This window comes from Leifsonia poae, assembly GCF_027921845.1.
Taxonomy (GTDB): Bacteria; Actinomycetota; Actinomycetes; order Actinomycetales; family Microbacteriaceae; genus Leifsonia; species Leifsonia poae.
In genome coordinates this window covers 33,923-51,461 of sequence record NZ_BSEN01000010.1, presented here as the reverse complement: position 1 = coordinate 51,461, position 17,539 = coordinate 33,923, and the positions used below count along the sequence as shown (strand labels likewise).

16 protein-coding genes are annotated in these 17,539 nt (G+C 67.7%); 10 read left to right on the top strand and 6 right to left on the bottom strand.

The window, feature by feature from the left end; genetic code table 11:
* Nucleotides 1-8 precede the first annotated feature (8 nt).
* Nucleotides 9-1,436: an APC family permease gene (locus PKE84_RS11090; protein WP_373877137.1), complete on the bottom strand. Its 1,428-nt coding sequence runs from the start codon at nucleotides 1,434-1,436 to the stop codon at nucleotides 9-11.
* 102 nt (nucleotides 1,437-1,538) lie between these two features.
* The gene (locus PKE84_RS11085) at nucleotides 1,539-2,486 is read right to left on the bottom strand and encodes a zinc-binding dehydrogenase (RefSeq protein WP_271177305.1); all 948 of its coding nucleotides are present in this window, start codon (nucleotides 2,484-2,486) and stop codon (nucleotides 1,539-1,541) included.
* 224 nt (nucleotides 2,487-2,710) lie between these two features.
* On the opposite strand from PKE84_RS11085, the gene PKE84_RS11080 reads away from it, so the two are divergent.
* From PKE84_RS11080 to PKE84_RS11035, 10 genes are all read left to right on the top strand, one after another.
* Entirely contained in the window at nucleotides 2,711-3,790 is a 1,080-nt protein-coding gene (locus PKE84_RS11080; protein ID WP_271177304.1) for a Gfo/Idh/MocA family protein, read from the top strand.
* Nucleotides 3,791-3,819: 29 nt separating this feature from the next.
* Nucleotides 3,820-4,485 carry a ThuA domain-containing protein gene (locus PKE84_RS11075; RefSeq protein ID WP_271177303.1) on the top strand — a complete coding sequence of 222 codons (666 nt, stop codon included), beginning with the start codon at nucleotides 3,820-3,822 and terminating at the stop codon, nucleotides 4,483-4,485.
* Nucleotides 4,482-5,456 (top strand): ABC transporter permease, encoded by a 975-nt coding sequence (locus PKE84_RS11070; protein ID WP_271177302.1) that lies wholly within the window; start codon nucleotides 4,482-4,484, stop codon nucleotides 5,454-5,456. Before PKE84_RS11075 ends, PKE84_RS11070 begins: the two co-directional genes overlap by 4 nt.
* A 3-nt stretch (nucleotides 5,457-5,459) precedes the next feature.
* Nucleotides 5,460-7,535 carry a dipeptide/oligopeptide/nickel ABC transporter permease/ATP-binding protein gene (locus PKE84_RS11065; protein ID WP_271177301.1) on the top strand — a complete coding sequence of 692 codons (2,076 nt, stop codon included), beginning with the start codon at nucleotides 5,460-5,462 and terminating at the stop codon, nucleotides 7,533-7,535.
* Entirely contained in the window at nucleotides 7,532-8,695 is a 1,164-nt protein-coding gene (locus PKE84_RS11060) for an ABC transporter ATP-binding protein (RefSeq protein ID WP_271177300.1), read from the top strand. The genes PKE84_RS11065 and PKE84_RS11060 overlap by 4 nt, the downstream gene beginning before the upstream one ends.
* Nucleotides 8,692-10,353, top strand: coding sequence for an ABC transporter substrate-binding protein (locus tag PKE84_RS11055; RefSeq protein ID WP_271177299.1), 1,662 nt, complete (start codon nucleotides 8,692-8,694; stop codon nucleotides 10,351-10,353). Before PKE84_RS11060 ends, PKE84_RS11055 begins: the two co-directional genes overlap by 4 nt.
* An 89-nt stretch (nucleotides 10,354-10,442) precedes the next feature.
* Nucleotides 10,443-11,111 (top strand): ThuA domain-containing protein, encoded by a 669-nt coding sequence (locus PKE84_RS11050; protein ID WP_271177298.1) that lies wholly within the window; start codon nucleotides 10,443-10,445, stop codon nucleotides 11,109-11,111.
* Entirely contained in the window at nucleotides 11,108-11,875 is a 768-nt protein-coding gene (locus tag PKE84_RS11045; protein WP_271177297.1) for a sugar phosphate isomerase/epimerase family protein, read from the top strand. The genes PKE84_RS11050 and PKE84_RS11045 overlap by 4 nt, the downstream gene beginning before the upstream one ends.
* Nucleotides 11,872-12,852, top strand: a complete 981-nt coding sequence (locus tag PKE84_RS11040; protein ID WP_271177296.1) for an NAD-dependent epimerase/dehydratase family protein — start codon at nucleotides 11,872-11,874, stop codon at nucleotides 12,850-12,852. The genes PKE84_RS11045 and PKE84_RS11040 overlap by 4 nt, the downstream gene beginning before the upstream one ends.
* 104 nt (nucleotides 12,853-12,956) lie before the next feature.
* Nucleotides 12,957-13,724 (top strand): GntR family transcriptional regulator, encoded by a 768-nt coding sequence (locus PKE84_RS11035; protein ID WP_271177295.1) that lies wholly within the window; start codon nucleotides 12,957-12,959, stop codon nucleotides 13,722-13,724.
* Here PKE84_RS11035 and PKE84_RS11030 read toward each other — a convergent pair whose 3' ends face one another.
* The 4 genes from PKE84_RS11030 to PKE84_RS11015 are packed head-to-tail and all read right to left on the bottom strand — an operon-like array spanning nucleotide 13,725 to nucleotide 17,501.
* Complete coding sequence (locus PKE84_RS11030; RefSeq protein ID WP_271177294.1) at nucleotides 13,725-14,660, bottom strand: ABC transporter ATP-binding protein; 936 nt, start codon at nucleotides 14,658-14,660, stop codon at nucleotides 13,725-13,727.
* On the bottom strand, nucleotides 14,657-15,514 hold the full coding sequence (locus tag PKE84_RS11025) for an ABC transporter ATP-binding protein (RefSeq protein WP_271177293.1): 858 nt from the start codon (nucleotides 15,512-15,514) through the stop codon (nucleotides 14,657-14,659). Before PKE84_RS11025 ends, PKE84_RS11030 begins: the two co-directional genes overlap by 4 nt.
* Complete coding sequence (locus tag PKE84_RS11020; protein ID WP_271177292.1) at nucleotides 15,511-16,491, bottom strand: ABC transporter permease; 981 nt, start codon at nucleotides 16,489-16,491, stop codon at nucleotides 15,511-15,513. The genes PKE84_RS11025 and PKE84_RS11020 overlap by 4 nt, the downstream gene beginning before the upstream one ends.
* Before the next feature lie 26 nt (nucleotides 16,492-16,517).
* Nucleotides 16,518-17,501, bottom strand: a complete 984-nt coding sequence (locus tag PKE84_RS11015; protein ID WP_271177291.1) for an ABC transporter permease — start codon at nucleotides 17,499-17,501, stop codon at nucleotides 16,518-16,520.
* Nucleotides 17,502-17,539: the final 38 nt, after the last annotated feature.

Here is a 17,539-nt window from a genome sequence, read left to right as displayed (position 1 = left end):
CGCGCAGGTCACTGCGCGGGGAGCGGTGCCGGGTCCTCTTCGGAGAAGTCCATCACCGGGGGTTTGTGCCGGAAGCCGCCGGTGATCAGCGCGAGGATGACGACGCCGGCCAGCACCCAGATGCCGCCGGCGACGAACGTCGTGATGGAGAGGCTCGTCCAGAGCCAGACCGTCAGGGCGAAGCCGATGGCGGGCGCCACGATGTAGGCGACGACGGCTTTCGGGCCACGCTGCCTGCGGTCGATCACGTAGTGCTTGATGACGGCGAGGTTGACGAAGCTGAAGGCCACCAGCGCCCCGAACGAGATGACGGAGGCGGCAACATCCAACGGCAGCAGCAGGGCGCCGACCAGCCCGACCGCACCCACCACGATAACGGCCAGCCAGGGGGTCTTGAAGCGCGCGTGCACCACCCCGAAGACGCGCTTGGGGAGCTGGCCGTCCCGGCCCATCGCGTACAGGATGCGCGCGACGCTCGCCTGCGACGTCATGGCCGACGCGAAGCTGCCGGCGATGTACGCGGCGGTGAAGAAGGTGAAGAGAGCGCTTCCGCCGATACGGGTCATCACATCGAGCGGCGCGGAGTCGAGGTCGGTGAAGTTCGCGTAATCGGGGAAGACCAGGCCGGCGATGTACGCCGTGACGATGAACAGCAGGCCGCCGGCCAGCGTGCAGAGCATGATCGCGCGCGGGATGGACTTCTTCGCGTCCTTCGCCTCCTCCGACAGGGTCGAGACCGCGTCGAAGCCGAGGAAGGCGAGCGCGAGGATGGCCGATCCGGCCGCGATCGCGGACAGCGGGGTGCCGGCGGAGAAGAACGGCGACAGCAGGTCGGGCAGTTGCGCCGCGCCGGTGAGGTAGGCGATGCCGGTGACGACGAAGACCACGATGAAGACGATCTGCACGCCGACGAGCGCGAGGTTCGCACTCGAGACGAGGGTGATGCCGATCACGTTCAGCACCGTGACGAGCACGACGGACACCACGACGAACACCCACGCCGGGATGGCGGGGAAGGCCGCGTTCAGATAGATGCCGATCACCAGGTAGTTCAGCAGCGGCAGCGCGAGGTAGTCGAGCAGCAGCGTCCAGCCGGTCAGGAATCCGAGATGACGGCCGAACGAGCGCTGAGTGTAGGTGTAGGCGGAGCCGGCGACCGGATAGGCGCGCACCATGTTGGCGTAGCTGTACGCGGTGAACAGCATCGCGATCGTGGTCACCAGGTATGCGCCGGCCAGGTGGCCCTTCGTGGTGTCGGTCACGAGGCCGTAGGTGGTGAAGACCGCGAGTGGAAGCATGTAGGCCAGCCCGAACAGAAGGAGGGCGGGGGTGCCGAGCGCTCGCCGGAGGCGGGGCTGGCCGGGGCCGGCTGCGCCGGTCGCGGAGCGTGCGGAGCCGGGCGCCGAGGCGGCCGTCGATGGCGTCGTGTGGGTCACGGGTATTCCCTTCGTCATTGGTGGGAAAGCGTTTACCCGTGAATGTACAGCTTTGGTCTTCGATTGGTAAAGGAATTCTTTTCCACTGTCGCCGGGGCCCGATCAGGGGGTGACGACGGCCTTGACGAAACCGGGGTCCCGCTCGGACATCAGTGTGTACGCCTCGTCGACGCCGTCGAGTCCGAACCGATGCGTCACCAGGGGCGCGTATGTGAAGCGCCGGCTTGCGACGAGCCCGAGCGCCGCATCCATCGCCTGCATCACGCGGGGGCGGTCGGGGCAGAAGCCGTTCACGACCGTCGCGCCCTTGTACCAGAGCTCCATGTCGAGCATCGCGGTTCCGGCGTGGTGATAGCCGACGATGCAGAGGGTGCCGAAGGGCGCGACCAGCGGGGACGCCGTCTCCAGGCCCGGAGTGACACCAGTCGCTTCGAGCACCACGTCGGCGCGAGGGTCGGCGGAGCCGGCGTCCGGTTGCGACGCGACGTACCCCGCCACCTCATCCGGATGCAGCACGACCTGGGCGCCGAGTTCTCGTGCGCGACGACGGGCCTCGGGATTCGGGTCGACGCCGATAATGGTGCGCGGCGCGCGGGTGCGGGCGAGCTGCAGCAGGCCGAGGCCCATGAATCCGAGCCCGACGACGGCGACGCGGCTCCCGGCACCGATCGGGGTGCGACTGATCGCCTCCTCGAGGGTGGCGATCGGCTCGCCGATCGACAGCGCCGGATCGATCCCGGCGGGAACGGGCAGGAGCCACTCGTCGTCGAGCACGGCATGCGTGGCGAAGCCGGGGCCGCCCAGGCCGGTGACGAGGTCGCCTTCGCGCCACCGTGAGTTCCAGGAACCGACCGCGATCACTCGACCGGCCGTCTCGTGGCCGAGCTCGATGGGGTCGTCGCCCTGCGGCCCCCGCAGCCAGGGACCGAGATCGGATGTGCAGACACCGCTGGCGAGGATCTCCACGAGCACCTGGCCGCGCGCCGGCGCGGGTGTGGGGAGCTCGACGATGCGGGAGGTGCGGGGGGCGACGACGCGACTGATCAGCATGGCATCAGTGTAGGGCGGTGGTGCCTGGTGGTACTACGTGGAACGCGGCCGTATCGGCTCGAAAACAGCCTCCGGAGTCGTCATTCGCCGTTCACCGCACGTTTCCAGCTTGTGAAATTAAGAACCACCTCTTGTTACCGTTCACTTTTCGTCTTACGCTGGCATCAAGTGGTATTAGTTTGGGATACATTCAGTACCGCGCTCGGCTATTCAAGGGAGAAGAAATGCAGACGTATCGTGCGGCGGTGATCGCCGCCGGAGGCCAGGGTCGCGTGCATGCGGCGGCCTACCTCTCGGACGACCGTGTGCGTCTCAGCGCGGTGGCGGACGTGAACCTCCAGACTGCCACAGCTCTGGCCGGAGAGCTGGGCATTCCCGGGATCTACGACGACTACCGCGAGATGCTCGAGGCAGTCAGGCCCGATATCGTCAGCGTCTGCACTCCTCCCGGCTACCACCTCGACGCGGTCGGGGCAGCGATCGACGCCGGCGTGCGCGCCATCCACTGCGAGAAGCCCATCGCGCTCAGCTACGGCGACGCCGTCGACATGGCCCGTCTCGCCGAGAGCACCGGTGTGCAGCTCACCGTCAACCTGCAGCGCCGATTCGAGCCGGTGCACCGTTTCGCCCGCGAGCAACTCGCCGCCGGCTCCATCGGCGACCTGGTGAGCATCGAGGGATACTGCCCCAACCTGCTCGACTGGGGCAGCCACATCCTCGACCTCATCCTGTTCTACCGGTCGGATGCGCCCGCCGAGTGGGTCATCGGCCAGATCGACGTCACCACCAATCGCTATGTGTACGGAGCCTTCGTCGAGACCTCGTCGATCACCCAGGTGGCGTGGGCGGACGGCGTGCGTGCGGTCGTCTCGACCGGTCGCGAACCGGCGACGCCGGTCCTCAACCGCGAGAACGGCCTCGGGCTGATCGTGCAGGGCACCCGCGGACGCATCGTGGTGCGCGGCTCGGAGTGCATCGTGCACCGCTTCGGAGAGAAGGACCTGCGGTTCGCCTCTCCCTATGACACGAACTCCGATCACTGGGATCACGGCATCGACCCGGCGATCTTCGCGTGCACTGCAGCGGCGGTCGCCGATCTGGTCGACGGGCTGGAGACGGATCGCGAGCCTGAACTGGCGATGCGTCACGGGCTCGCCGGTGCGGAGTTGATCTTCGCGACGTACGAGAGCAGCCGGTCCCGGCGCCGTGTTGCGCTGCCGCTCGAGACGCGGGACAACGCCCTGCTCAGCGGCCTCGAACAAGGACTGTGGGCGCCGACCGGCGAACTGCGGTCGACCTACTGATGCACACGAAGACGATGACGACTTCCGGGATGACCACACGCACGCCGACGCGCACCGCCCAGGTGGTGATCGCGGGCGACGACGTGTACGAAGACCTCTTCACGGCCAGCGTCGAATTGCAGGACATCCTGGCTGCCGCAGGGTTCGTGGCCCGCGTCCGGATCGGGACGGCCTGTCTCGCCGAGCCACTCGACGACGACCTCGTCGTGCTCTACCGCGCTGCCGGAACGTTCACGGCGGCAGAACGAGCGGGGCTCGCCGCCGCGGTGAGCCGGGGGAGCGGGCTGCTCGCCGTGCACTCCACGGCATTCTTCGACGACGACCAGGAGCTGGCCCGCCTGATCGGCGCGCGCTTCGTCGATCACGGACCGCTGCCGCATGAGAGCCGATTCGGTGTTGCGCTCGCGGGGCACCCGATGACGAGCGCGGTCGAGCCGTTCGAGCTCACTCATGAGCACTACCGGCTGTCGCTCGCCGACGGCGTCGAGGTGCTCGCCGACCGCGTGTCGGCGGACGGGCGGGAACCGCTCGTGACGGCCCACCGTTTCGGGCGGGGACGCGTGTGCTTCGTGCAGTTCGGTCATGACATGCGCGCCTGGGCCGAACCCGGCGTGCGCGCCATCCTCACGGAGGCCGCCGACTGGCTCGCCCCCTCCAGCATCCACCACACCGAGAGCGAGGATCGAACCGCATGAGAGTGCTTCTGCGGAGAGCCGTTTTCTATGTCATCACGGCATGGGCGGCGATCAGCCTGAACTTCCTGCTGCCGCGCATCATGCCGGGCAGCCCGGCGGATGCGCTCATCGCGAAGTTCCACGGCAAGCTGTCACCGCAGGCCATCGAGGCCCTGCGCGTGCTCTTCGGGCAGAGCGACGCGAGCCTGTGGCAGCAGTACCTCGACTACTGGCGCAACCTGTTCTCCGGCAACTTCGGCATCTCGTACGCCTACTACCCGACGCCGGTCGCCGACGTGCTCGCGAGCAGCATCGGCTGGACGCTGATCCTGATCAGCGTCTGCACCGTGCTCGGCTTCGTCATCGGAACCGGACTCGGCATGATCGTCGGCTGGAAGCGGGGGAGTTGGCTGGACGGCCTCATCCCCGTGACGACCCTGCTCTCGTCGATCCCGTACTTCTGGTTCGCGATCTGCGTCGTGCTGATCTTCTCCATCATCCTGCGGTGGTTCCCCCTTTCCGGCGGCTACTCGGTGACGGAGACGATCGGACTCAACTGGGGATTCATCGGCAGCTCGGTCTACTACGCGACCCTGCCCGCGCTCACGATCGTGGTCGCGAGCATCGGCGGCTGGCTGATCGGGATGCGCAACATGATGGTCACCACCGTCAGCGAGGACTACGTGCGGTTGGCCGAGGCGAAGGGGCTGTCCAAGCGCCGGGTCATGTACACGTACGCAGCGCGCAACGCCATCCTGCCCTCGTTCTCGAGTTTCGCGATGTCGCTCGGCTTCGTGGTCGGCGGCTCGATCGTCACCGAGGTGGTCTTCAACTATCCGGGAATCGGCACCGTGCTGTTCAAGGCGGCCCAGGCCCAGGATTACCCGCTGATGCAGGGCATCTTCCTGGTGATCACGATCACCGTGCTGATCGCGAACATGCTCGCCGACATCCTCTACGTCTTCCTCGACCCACGCACACGAGAGGGCTGACCCATGGCCATCACCACCACGACCGTCGCCGAGGCCGAATCGTCGGAACCCCTCGAGGCCTCCTCCCGGTTCGCCTGGCTGCGCGCGTTCCGGCGTCCGTGGACACTGACCGGCGTCATCGTCGTCTTCATCTTCTGCGTGCTGGCGGTCATCGGTCCGTGGATCGCCCCGTACGACCCCTCGGCGGTGAGCAAGCAGACCCTGATGCCGCCGAGCCCGGAGCACTGGCTCGGAACGACCCAGACCGGGCAGGACATCCTCTCGCAGATGCTCTACGGCACGCAGGTCTCGATGCTCGTCGGTGTCGGCGCGGCGATCGTCGCCACGGTGCTGTCGGTGCTGGTCGGACTCGCCGCCGGTTACCTCGGCGGTCTCACCGACGAGCTGCTGTCGCTGCTGGCGAACGTGTTCCTCGTCATCCCGGCCCTGCCCCTGACGGTGATCCTCGCGTCGTACCTGCCGAAGACCGGCTCGCTCGGCATCATCTTGGTGATCTCCATCACGGGGTGGGCGTGGGGCGCACGCGTCTTGCGTGCGCAGACGCTGTCGCTGCGCAAGCGCGACTTCGTCGAGGCGGCACGGGCGACGGGCGAGCGGACGTCGAGGATCATCTTCCGCGACATCTTCCCGAACCAGATCGCCATCATCGCCGCGTCGTTCCTCGGCACAGTGACGGGTGCGATCCTCACCCAGGCGAGCCTCGCGTTCCTCGGCCTCACGAACGTCACCGAGTGGTCGTGGGGAACGATCCTCTACTGGGCGCAGGTGTCGAGCGCGATGCTCACCGGTGCGTGGTGGTGGTTCGTGCCTGCCGGCCTCGCGATCGCGCTCCTCGGCACCGGGCTCTCGCTGGTGAACTTCGGCATCGACGAGTTCATCAACCCGCGGCTGCGGCAGGCGGGCATCGGGACGAAGAAGGCCCAGAGGGCGCAGGCGAAGGCCAAGCGCCAGGCGATCGTGAAGCGCCCGCAGCGCAAGCGCGGCGAGCGATCGGCGCCGGTGCCGTTCGACCCGGTCACGAGCGATGTGATCCTCGAGGTGCGCAACCTCACGGTCGACTACATCGGCGAGAACTCGGTGACGCCGGCGGTGAACGATGTGTCGCTGACTCTTCGTCGCGGCGAGGTGCTCGGTATCGCCGGGGAGTCGGGAAGCGGCAAGTCGACTCTGGCCTACGCGATCACCCGGCTGCACAAGCCGCCCGCGCAGATCAGCGGTGGCGAGATGCTCTATACGAACGCCGACGGAACGAAGACCGACATCCTCTCGATGAGCGACTCGGAGCTGCGCGACTTCCGCTGGGAGGAGCTGTCGATCGTTTTCCAGTCCGCGATGCACGCCCTCAATCCCATCCTGACGATCGGCGCGCAGCTCGACGACTCGTTGCGGGCGCACCGACCCGACATGACCAAGCAGGAACGGGCCGCCAGGGTGATCGAGCTGCTCGGGCTCGTCGGCATCCAGACCGACCGGGTGAACGCCTACCCGCACGAGCTCTCCGGCGGCATGCGGCAGAGGGCCATGATCGCGGTCGGCCTCGCGCTCGACCCTGAGATCATCGTGATGGACGAGCCGACCACCGCCCTCGATGTGGTGATCCAGCGCCAGATCATCGAGAAGATCATCGAGCTGAAGGAGCGTCTCGGCTTCTCGGTGATCTTCATCACGCACGATCTCTCGCTGCTGATCGAGCTCTCCGACACCATCGCGGTGATGTACGCCGGACGCGTGGTGGAGCTGGCCGATGCCAAGGAGTTCTACCGGAATCCCCGCCACCCGTACAGCCAGGGGCTGCTCGCGTCGTTCCCGACGCTCTCCGGTCCGAAGCACGAGCTCACCGGCATCCCCGGTTCACCACCCGACCTTCGCAGGCTCCCGGCCGGATGCGCCTTCGCCGACCGCTGCCCACTCGCCTTCGACCGCTGCACGACAGTGGTGCCCCCGCTGATCCCGCTCGCCGGGCCCGCGGAATGGCGTCAGCCGGAGGCCGCGTGCCTGCTCTACGAGGGCGACGGTGCAGCCGCTTCCGCTCTCAGCGCCGACGATTCCGACTTCGCCGAACTGGAGGACGCTCGATGAGCGCTGTCGACGCCATGACGAATGCTGCCAGCTCCGAGAGGGGCGATGTGCCCGTGCTGGAGGCCGTGCACGTCACCAAGCACTTCGCGGTGCGAGGGTCGCTCTTCCGGCGGGGCCCGCGCCGCGTGGTGCACGCGGTCGACGACGTCTCGCTGAGCCTGCACGCCGGACGCATCATGGCGCTGGTGGGGGAGTCGGGGTCGGGCAAGTCGACGTTCGCGCGCCTGCTCGCGCAGCTCTATCCGCTCACCGGCGGTGAAGTCCGTTACCGCGGCACGGCGGTGCGCGTGCGAGGAGGCAAGGCGCTCCGCGCTCACGTGAGCCGGGTGCAGTTGATCCTGCAGGACCCGTTCGGGTCATTCAACCCGGTCGCGACCATCGCGCGAACGCTGTCGCGCGCCGTGCGCATCCATCACCCGGCGAAGACGGCGAGAGAGCAGAAGGCCGTGATCGAGGACTTGCTGGCACAGGTCAACCTGCGGCCGGCGCGGCAGTTCACCGAGAAGTTCCCGCACGAGCTCTCGGGCGGTCAGCTCCAGCGGATCTCGATCGCGCGAGCGCTCGCGGCCAACCCGGATGTGTTCCTCGCCGACGAGCCCGTCTCGAGCCTCGACGTCTCCATCCGGCTCGGCGTGCTCAACCTGCTGCGCCGGCTGGTGGAGGATCGCGGAGTCGCGCTGCTCTACGTGACGCACGACATCGCGTCCGCCCGTTACTTCGCCGAGGACACCACGGTGATGTACGCCGGGCAGCTCGTCGAGGCCGGTCCGAGCGAGCAGGTCACCCAGAACGCGGCGCATCCGTACACGCAGCTGCTCATCTCGTCGGCGCCGGATCCGTCGCGCGACGACGATGCCGCACCGCGCGACATCGGTCAGCCACCGAGTCTCATCGATCCGCCCGCCGGGTGCCGGTTCCATCCCCGATGCCCGTTCGCCATGGAGCGCTGCGCGACGCAGGCGCCTCCCCGTTTCGAGCTCGAGAACGGCCAGTGGGCGAACTGCTGGCTCTACGCCGACGACGCGGAGGCCGCCGAAGGGCGCGCCGAGAACGCCGCCGTATACCGCCGCACCGAGGTGCGGCCGGCCGGGCGCATCGTGCGCACCGGCCCCGCGAACGCTCCAACACACACAACACGTACTAAGGGAGAACAGCAATGAAACGCAGAAAGGCAACGCTCGCCCGCACCATCATCGGTGCGACGCTGGCCGCCGGACTGATCGTCCCGCTCGCCGCGTGCTCGTCGAGCAGTGGCGGGTCGGGTGACGGACTGATCCTCAACGTCGCGAGTCAGGCGGACTCGCTGACCCAGTCGTTCAACCCCTACCTGCCGAACACGGCGCAGGGGGCGACCTATACCAACCAGGGCGCCGGCGGGTTCATCTACGAGCCGCTCGTGCAGATCAACAACGTCGACATCGGCAAAGACATCCCGTGGCTCGCGAAGAAGTGGACCTGGTCGAACAGCAACAAGACACTGACGCTCGACCTGCAGCAGGGCGTGAAGTGGACCGACGGCAAGCCGTTCTCGGCAGACGACGTCGTGTTCACCTACGAGCTGCTCAAAAAGTATCCGGCTCTCAACGTCGGAGGCGTCGACTTCGACACCATCACGGCGAAGGACGCGAACACGGTCGTGATGACGTTCAAGGATCCGTCGGAGACGAAGTTCACCTCGCTGGTCTCGGCCGCGATCGTCTCCAAGCACATCTGGTCGAAGGTCGGCGACCCGACCACCTATGTCGACAAGAACCCGGTCGGCACCGGCCCGTTCGAACTCGACACCTTCTCGCCCCAGAGCTTCGTGCTGAAGACGAACAAGGACTACTGGCAGGCTCCGGCCAAAATCGCCGGCATCCGGTTCATCCCGTACAAGGACAACCAGGGTCAGACCAACGCGCTCGTACAGGGTCAGGCCGACTGGAGCGGCACATACATCGCCGACGCCGAGAAGACCTACACCTCGAAGAGCAAGGACAACCACTACTGGGCTCCCGTGGTGGGCTCTGACGGCCTCATCCCGAACCTCGAGAAGTGGCCGCTCAGCGACATCGCCGTGCGGCGGGCGATCAGCCTCGGCGTCGACCGGGAGCAGGTCGGAGCGGCGACGGACTCCCCGGCGGCCACGAGCCAGACCGGCCTGCCGATGCCCGCGTTCGAGAGCGAGGTGGCGAGCAAGTACAAAGACCTGGTCTTCAAGCAGGACAAGCCCGCCGCCGAGAAGCAGCTCACGGATGCCGGCTACACCAAGGGCAGCGACGGGTACTACGAGAAGGGCGGCAAGCGGGTCGAGTTCTCCGTCAGCTTCCCGGCGTCGTACACCGATATCGCGTCCCGCGCCCAGGTGCTCGTGTCGCAGCTGAAGGACCTCGGCATCAAGCTCGACATCGACACCACGTCGGTGAACGACATCAACAAGATCACCGCCGACGGCACCTTCCAGTCGACCATCGGCTACCCCGTCGGGCCGGCGCCGCGCGCGTTCAACATCTACGACTCGATGATGAACCCGAACAAGTACTACCCCATCGGCAAAGCGACGCCGACGTTCGAGAACATCGAGCGGTTCAACGACCCGGTCGCCAAGGAGCTGTTCGCCAAGTACCCGCTCGCCACCTCGGACGAGGAGCGCGCGCAGATCCTGGAGCAGATCGAGGGCATCTGGATCGACCAGCTGCCGATGATCGTCATGTTCTACTGGGGCAACTACGGCGACTGGAGTTCGGCGAAGGTCACCGGCTGGCCGAGCGAGCAGGACCCGTACTTCGCGCCGTACCCCAACCCGGTGGTCGCGCTGAAGCTCAAGCCGATCGCCTGATCGACTGAGACCGACGGCGGGCCGGACGCGAGGGCCGGTCCGCCGTCGGTGCGCCTTACCCTCCCCGCGACGATGAAGAAGAACGAGAGATGAGCGACACGCGCAACGCACTGGTCGTCGTGAACGGCGACGACATCCACCACGACCTCCTCACCGCATCGCAGGTGTTCCAGCAGCTCGGAATCGAGGCGGGTCTGGTGACCCGCCGGGCGATGGGGATGAACCGCTTCGTCGAACCACGGCCGGAGACGGCCGATGCCGACGTCTATCTGCTGTATTCGGCCGGCGGCCAGTTCCCCACCGCTCAGCAGGAGGCGCTCGCCGCCGCCGTCGCCGGCGGCACGGGGCTGGTCGGCGTGCACGGGGCGAACATCCTGGGCTGGGACGGCGACGGCATCGATCCCGCCGACCGGCCGATGTTCGAGCTCCTGGGCAACCGCTACCTGTCGCACGGCCCGGGCCACCACGAGGGGCGCCACACGATCGAGATCGTCGCCGAGCATCCGATCACCGACGGTCTCGACGACTTCGATCTGTTCGACGAGTACTACGAGTTCGAGCTCGCCGACGATGGCGTGCACGTGCTCGCGCAGCGTCATCACGCCGACGGTGCGGTGATCCCGGTGCTGTACACGCGCACCGTCGGTGCCGGCCGCGTGGTGTACCTCGCCCTCGGACACGACATGCGCTCGTGGGGTGAACCGTCGGTGCGCACGCTCGTGCGTCGGGCCATCGCCTGGGCGGCGGGCGCGCTGTGACCGCTCCGATCGCCGTGATGGGCTACACCGTGCTCGAACACGCACTGGCCGACCTCGAGGGCACCCTCGCACGGGTTGCGGGGATCGGCTACCTCGGCCTCGAGACCTATGGGCTCGTCGAGCGATACGGCCCGTCGCGCGTGCGGGAGGCCGCGGCAGCCGCGGGACTCGCCATCACCAGCGCGCACACGCCGTTCCCGGCCGGCACCGATGCGCAGCGCATCCTGGACGACGCAGAGGAGCTCGGCGCCGGCACGCTGATCTGGTCGATGGAGCGCGAGGAGTTCGACAGTCCGGCGGGCATCGAGCGGGGGGTGCAGCGGGTGAACGCGGCCGCCGAGAATGCCTCGGGCCGGGGACTCGCCGTCGCGTACCACAATCATTTCGCCGAGTTCACGAACGCGTTCGACGGGCGGCAGGCGTACGACATCCTGCTCGGCCTGCTCGACCCCCGCGTGACGGTCGAGCTCGACGCCTACTGGGCGCGGATGGGTGGTGCGGATCCGGCCGAGGTGCTCACCCGGCTGGGCGACCGAGCGCAGCGGGTGCACATCAAAGACGGACCCGCACACAGCTACGACGACGACGTGATGACGCCGATCGGGGACGGACGGATGGACTGGTCCGCCATCCTCACCGCGTCGTCCGGTCTGCGTTGGCACATCGTCGAACTCGAACGACTGGACGTCGACACCTTCGACGCACTCGAAACCAGCTACCGCTACCTCGTCGGCAGCGGTCTTTCCCAGGGGAGAACCGCATGAGCACCAGAATCCTGTTCCTCGGCGGCAACGGCATGATCGGCTCGGCGGCCGCGGAAGAGGCCGCCGCTCAGGGCGCCGAGGTGACGATCGTCACCCGGTCAGAGCCGCGTCGCACCGTTCGCGATGGTGTGCGGGCGCTGCACGGCGATGTGCGGGATCCGGAGTCCCTCGGCAAACTGCTCGGTGACGAGACCTGGGACGCCGTGGTGAACTGGGTGGCCTTCACCCCGCGCGACCTCGAGGGGCAGGTCGAACTGTTCCGCGACCGCACCTCGCAGTACGTGTTCATCAGCACCTGCTCGGTGTTCGGCCGCCCGGTGCCGAGCCTGCCGATCACCGAGTCGAGCCCGCGCAGGCAGCCGGTGTTCGGCTACGGGCGCGACAAGGTCGCGTGCGAGCTTTTCCTCGAAGAGGCCTATCGCGAGAGCGACTTCCCGCTGACGATCGTGCGGCCGTTCCACACCTACGACCGCACGGCCATCCCCGTGCTGTCGGGGTGGACGGCCATCGAACGGATGCGCACGGGGCGACCGGTGATCGTGCACGGGGACGGCACGTCGTTGTGGACGTTGATGCACTCCAGCGATTTCGCCAGGGCCTTCTACCCACTGCTCGGCAACCAGCACGCCGTCGGGGAGAGCGTCAATGTGGTCAGCGGTGACATCCTCACGTGGGACCAGATCCATCTCGAGCTCGCGGCCGCGGCAGGGGTGCGCTCGCCGCGGCTCGTGCACCGGTCGAGCGAGTCGATCGCAGCGCAGTGGCCGGGCTGGGGCGAGGTGCTCGAGCACGACTTCCGGCACAGCATGCTCTTCGATACGGCCAAGCTGCGCCGGCTCGTCCCCGGATTCGCTCCCCGGGTGAGCTTCTCGCAGGGTGCCAGGGAGATCATCGCCCACCACGACACCACCCCGGATGCTCGCGGCGTGAGCGAGGAGCTGTCGGCGGCGTTCGACCGCCTGATCGCGCGCCCGTGAGCGGGACATCGGAATATTCCGAACCGGTTCGGCTCGGCATCGGCTCGAAAAGGTAACGAGTGGTATGAATGAGGCGTGCATGGGGACAGTGGAGGGTGGAACCGATGAGTGAAGCCAGCGGGGGAGCCGCCGTCGCGGCGATCCGTCCTGACTACCCGGAGCCGCTCTGGATCCAGGCCGTGAACCTGATCACGCACGAGATCGCCACCGGCGTGCTGAAGCCGGGCATGCGCCTGCCTCCCGAGCGGGAGCTCTGCCAGCAGCTCAGCATCTCCCGTGTCACTCTGCGCAAAGCGCTCGGGCAGCTCGTCGAGGACGGCGTGCTGAGCGCGTCGCACGGCCGGGGCTGGTACGTGGCGCAGGCGCCGAGTGTCGGCAAGGAGTTCCCCAACAGCCTGGAGTCGTTCACCGAGACCGCCACGAGGATGGGGCTGGTCGCCTCGTCCCGGGTGCTGCGCGCCGAGACCAAGTCCGCGACGCTCGACGAGGCCGAGGAACTGTCCGTCGCCCCCGGCACGCCCCTCTTCCACCTCGAGCGCGTTCGGCTGCTCGACGAGGTGCCGATCGCCGTCGACATCACGCGCATCCCGGCCGCTCTCGCGCCCGACCTGGCCTCGGCCGACTTCGCCGTCGACTCGCTGTACCAGCGCCTCGCCGACGCCGGTGTCGAGCCCTTGCGAGCGGACGCGACGATCGAGGCGCGGAGTGCCCAGGCCGACGTCGCCGCCCATCTCGGGCTGGAGCCGGGGCAGCCGGTGCTCGTCATGCGTCAGGTCGCGGTCGACCGCGCAGAGCACCCGCTGTTCGTCTCGACGATCACCTACGCAGGCGATCGCTACCGCCTCCGCACCTTCTTCGCGCGCACGCGCTGATCACACCGAGGCGAGCAGTTCCGCGGCCGCCGGGTCGTCGGTCCAGGCGCGAGCCCAGTGCGATGCGTCGGGTGTCGGCCCGGGGTCGATGTCGGTGATGAGCACCTCGGGGGAGAGGCGGAACCGTTCCTCGTCGATCTCGAAGATCTCCGAGTGCGGGTCGGGCGCTGCGCGCACCAGCAGTTGCGTGTAGGGGTGGATCGGGTTCAGGATCACGTCGCCCGATGCCCCGCGCTCGACCACCCGGCCGTGGCGCATCACCACGATCTGCGACGAGAAGTGCCGCGCCGTGGCCAGGTCGTGCGTGATGTAGAGCACCGCCAGGTTGCGCTCCCGCTTCAGGTCGTCCAGCAGCTGCAGGATCTCCAGCCGGATGGAGACGTCGAGCATCGACACCGGCTCGTCCGCGATGAGCACCTCGGGACGGGGCGCGAGGGCGCGCGCGATCGCGACGCGTTGGCGCTGGCCGCCGGAGAGTTCGTGCGGGTATTTCGCCAGCACGGCCGCCGCCGGACCGAGGTTCACGGATTCGAGCAGACGGCGCAGCTCGCGCTCCTCCTCCGCCCGGTTCCTCACGATGCCGTGGATGCGCAGCGGGCGCGTGAGATGGTGCCGGATGGTCAGCGACGGGTTGAGCGACGAGAACGGATCCTGGAACACCATCTGCACGCGCGAGCGGTAGCGCGTGGTGGCGGCGCGGCCGCGACCGATGCGCTCGCCGTCGAGCGTGATGTCTCCTGCGGTCGGCTCGATCAGACGGATGAGCATCTTGGCGATGGTCGACTTCCCGCTGCCCGACTCGCCTACGAGGGCGACCGACTCGCCCGGGCGCACCACGATCGACACGTCGTCGACCGCCTTGAGGATCTTGTTCTTCAGGCCGGTTCCTCTGATCTCGTAGTTCTTGCGCAGATGGAGGGCTTCGAGGGTGGTCATGCGGTGACCTCTTCTCCGCTGTCGATGTAGCGGGATCCGGTGAGCGGCACGTCGCCGCGCAGGCTGGGGAAGGAACGGAGCAGGTGCCGCGTGTACTCGTGCGAGGGGTTCTCCAGCAGCACGTCCGGTGTGTTCTGCTCGACCAGGCGACCGGACAGCATCACACCGACGCGGTCGCTGATCTCGAGCAGCAGTCCGAGGTCGTGGGTGATGAACAGCACGGCGAAGCCGAACTCCGTTCGCAGGCGGTCGATCTCCTCGAGGATGTTGCGCTGTACGACGACGTCGAGCGCGGTGGTCGGCTCGTCCATGATGATCAGGCGCGGCCGAAGGGCGAGCGCCATCGCGATCATGACCCGCTGCCGCATGCCGCCCGAGAGTTCGTGCGGATAGCTGCGTAGACGGTCGGCGGGGATGCCGACCGTGCGCAGCAGCTCGGCGGCGCGTTCGCGGCGCTCGCGGCGGTTGAGCCCGCTGCGGTGGTCGATGAAGACGTCCTCGATTTGCGATCCGATGCGGTGAACGGGGTTCAAGGCGCTCATCGCCCCCTGGAAGACCATCGAGATCTCCTGCCAGCGGAATGCCCGCAGGTCCGGCCCGTCGAGCGAGAGCACGTCGGTGATCCCGCCGTCGTCGCGTCGCCACTCGATCGAGCCGCCGGTGATCTCGGCCGGTGCCTGGAGCAGCCGGGTGACGGTGTACGCGAGCGTCGACTTGCCGCATCCGGATTCGCCGGCGAGTCCGACGATCTCGCCGGGGCGGATGTCGAGGAACACGTTGTTCACGGCACGCACGGGAGAGTCCGTCTGGTAGTCGACGGTCAGGTTGCGGATGCTCAGCAGCGGCGCGCTCATGCGGTCGCCCCCTTTCTGCGTGCGTGCTTCACGATGGCGGCGGTGCGCAGGCGCGGGTTGATGCGCTCGTCGATGCTGAAGTTGATCAGGCCGAGTGCCGCGCCGAGGATGGCGATGCAGAGGCCGGGCGGCACGAACCACCACCAGGCGCCCAGAGTGATCGCCTGCGCGTTCTGGGCGAAGAACAGGATGCTTCCCCACGATTTGCCGCCGGGCGCACCGAGCCCGAGGAACGACAGACCGGCCTCGGCCAGGATGGCGCCGAGCGCGCCGAAGACGAACTGCGACGCGATGATGGGCATCAGGTTCGGGAGGATCTCCCGCAGCATGATGCGCCAGTTGGACTCGCTGGCGACGCGGGCCGCGTCCACGTAGTCGCGCGACCTCACGGAGAGGGTCTGCGCCCGCAGCACACGGGCAGCGCCGGCCCAGGAGACGAGGGCGATCACGACCGAGATCACGATGATGTCACGCGACTCGACGTAGTCGGTGACGATGATCAGCAGCGGCAGGCCCGGGATGACGAGGAACACGTTGCTGACCAGCGACGACAGGTTGTCCCAGATCCCGCCGAGGAATGCGCCGCCGATGCCGAAGATCATCGACAGCAGCACGGTGATCGCACCGGCCACCACGCCGATCACGACGGAGCCGGTGGTGCCCGCGATCACCTGGCCGAGCACATCCTGACCGATGTTGGTGGTCCCGAACCAGTGCTCGGCGCTCGGCGGCTGGAGACCGACAGGGCTCGACTGATTCGGGTTCGGCACGAGGAACGGCGCGATGACGGCCAGCACGGCGAAGAAGGCGCAGATGCCGATGCCGACCCAGAACTTCCAGCCGCGCGAGGTGCTGCGCCTGCCGGATGCGCGCCCCGAGGCGCGGAAGAAGCCGGTGCGGGGCGGGCCGTCGTCGGCAAGGTCCGGTTCGGACCCCGACAGCTCGGGGTCGGCGAGCTCTTGCTGGGTGAAACTCATGGTGCTCTCCTTGGTCGCCTCTCGGCTCAGTTCGCCAGGCGGGTGCGGGGGTCGATGAAGCCGTAGATCAGGTCGACGACGAGGTTGGCGCCGAGCACGGCGAGCGTGATGACGAGGAACAGAGCCTGCATCAGCGGGTAATCGTTGTTCTGCACGGCGGTGAGGAGGGTGAAGCCGACGCCCGGATACCCGAACACGCTCTCGGTCACGACGGAGCCGTTCACGATGAAGCCGAGCGACATCGCGAAGCCGGCCACCGATGGCAGGAGGGCGTTGCGCATGGCGTACGAGCCGAAGACGCGGCGCGGCCGGAGGCCCTTGGCGCGGGCTGTGACTACGTAGTCCTCCGCCATCGTCGACACCATCATGTTGCGGGTGCCGAGCAGCTGACCCGAGACCGACGCGAGGATGATCGTGATGGCGGGCAGCATGCCGTAGAGGATGACGGACCCGATGAACTCGGGTGTGAAACCGGGGGTGATGGTGAAGTCGTAGCCGCCGCTCACCGGGAACCAGTGCAGGATCGACCCGAAGATGTACACCAGCACCAGGGCGAGCCAGAAGTACGGGATGGCCGAGAAGAAGGTCGAGGCCGGCAGGATCGAATCGGTCCACGTGCCTCGGCGCCACCCGAGCCAGGAGCCGAACACGATGCCGATGACGTAGCTGATCACGGTGGCGAGACCGACGAGGGCGACGGTCCACGGCAGCGCCTGCATCACGACGTCGATGGCGGGGGTGGGGTAGTAACTCACCGAGAGGCCGAAGTCTCCGGTGAAGAGGTTGTGGAGGTACTGGCCGTACTGAACGATCAGGGGCTCGTGGGAGACGCCGAACTGCAGCTCGAGCGCGTGCCGCGCCTCGGGCGGCATCGGGCCGACGCCTTGGGTCTTCGCGAGGATCACGTCGACCGGGCTGCCCTTGACGAGCCGGGGGAGCAGGAAGTTGAGGGTGATCGCGATCCAGCCGGCGATCAGGTAGAAGCCGAGCTTGTTCAGGTAGTAGCGCATAGGTGCTTTCCGCCGGTGTCGGGGCGGGTGGGGGGCCG

Excerpts from the sequence above, each read along its gene's own strand:
- PKE84_RS11085 (WP_271177305.1), bottom strand. The coding sequence starts at position 2,486 with ATGCTGATCAGTCGCGTCGTCGCCCCCCGCACCTCCCGCATCGTCGAG.
- PKE84_RS11060 (WP_271177300.1), top strand. The coding sequence starts at position 7,532 with ATGAGCGCTGTCGACGCCATGACGAATGCTGCCAGCTCCGAGAGGGGC.
- PKE84_RS11075 (WP_271177303.1), top strand. The coding sequence starts at position 3,820 with ATGACCACACGCACGCCGACGCGCACCGCCCAGGTGGTGATCGCGGGC.
- PKE84_RS11080 (WP_271177304.1), top strand. The coding sequence starts at position 2,711 with ATGCAGACGTATCGTGCGGCGGTGATCGCCGCCGGAGGCCAGGGTCGC.
- PKE84_RS11015 (WP_271177291.1), bottom strand. The coding sequence starts at position 17,501 with ATGCGCTACTACCTGAACAAGCTCGGCTTCTACCTGATCGCCGGCTGG.
- PKE84_RS11020 (WP_271177292.1), bottom strand. The coding sequence starts at position 16,491 with ATGAGTTTCACCCAGCAAGAGCTCGCCGACCCCGAGCTGTCGGGGTCC.
- PKE84_RS11050 (WP_271177298.1), top strand. The coding sequence starts at position 10,443 with ATGAGCGACACGCGCAACGCACTGGTCGTCGTGAACGGCGACGACATC.
- PKE84_RS11040 (WP_271177296.1), top strand. The coding sequence starts at position 11,872 with ATGAGCACCAGAATCCTGTTCCTCGGCGGCAACGGCATGATCGGCTCG.
- PKE84_RS11055 (WP_271177299.1), top strand. The coding sequence starts at position 8,692 with ATGAAACGCAGAAAGGCAACGCTCGCCCGCACCATCATCGGTGCGACG.
- PKE84_RS11025 (WP_271177293.1), bottom strand. The coding sequence starts at position 15,514 with ATGAGCGCGCCGCTGCTGAGCATCCGCAACCTGACCGTCGACTACCAG.
- PKE84_RS11030 (WP_271177294.1), bottom strand. The coding sequence starts at position 14,660 with ATGACCACCCTCGAAGCCCTCCATCTGCGCAAGAACTACGAGATCAGA.
- PKE84_RS11065 (WP_271177301.1), top strand. The coding sequence starts at position 5,460 with ATGGCCATCACCACCACGACCGTCGCCGAGGCCGAATCGTCGGAACCC.
- PKE84_RS11035 (WP_271177295.1), top strand. The coding sequence starts at position 12,957 with ATGAGTGAAGCCAGCGGGGGAGCCGCCGTCGCGGCGATCCGTCCTGAC.
- PKE84_RS11070 (WP_271177302.1), top strand. The coding sequence starts at position 4,482 with ATGAGAGTGCTTCTGCGGAGAGCCGTTTTCTATGTCATCACGGCATGG.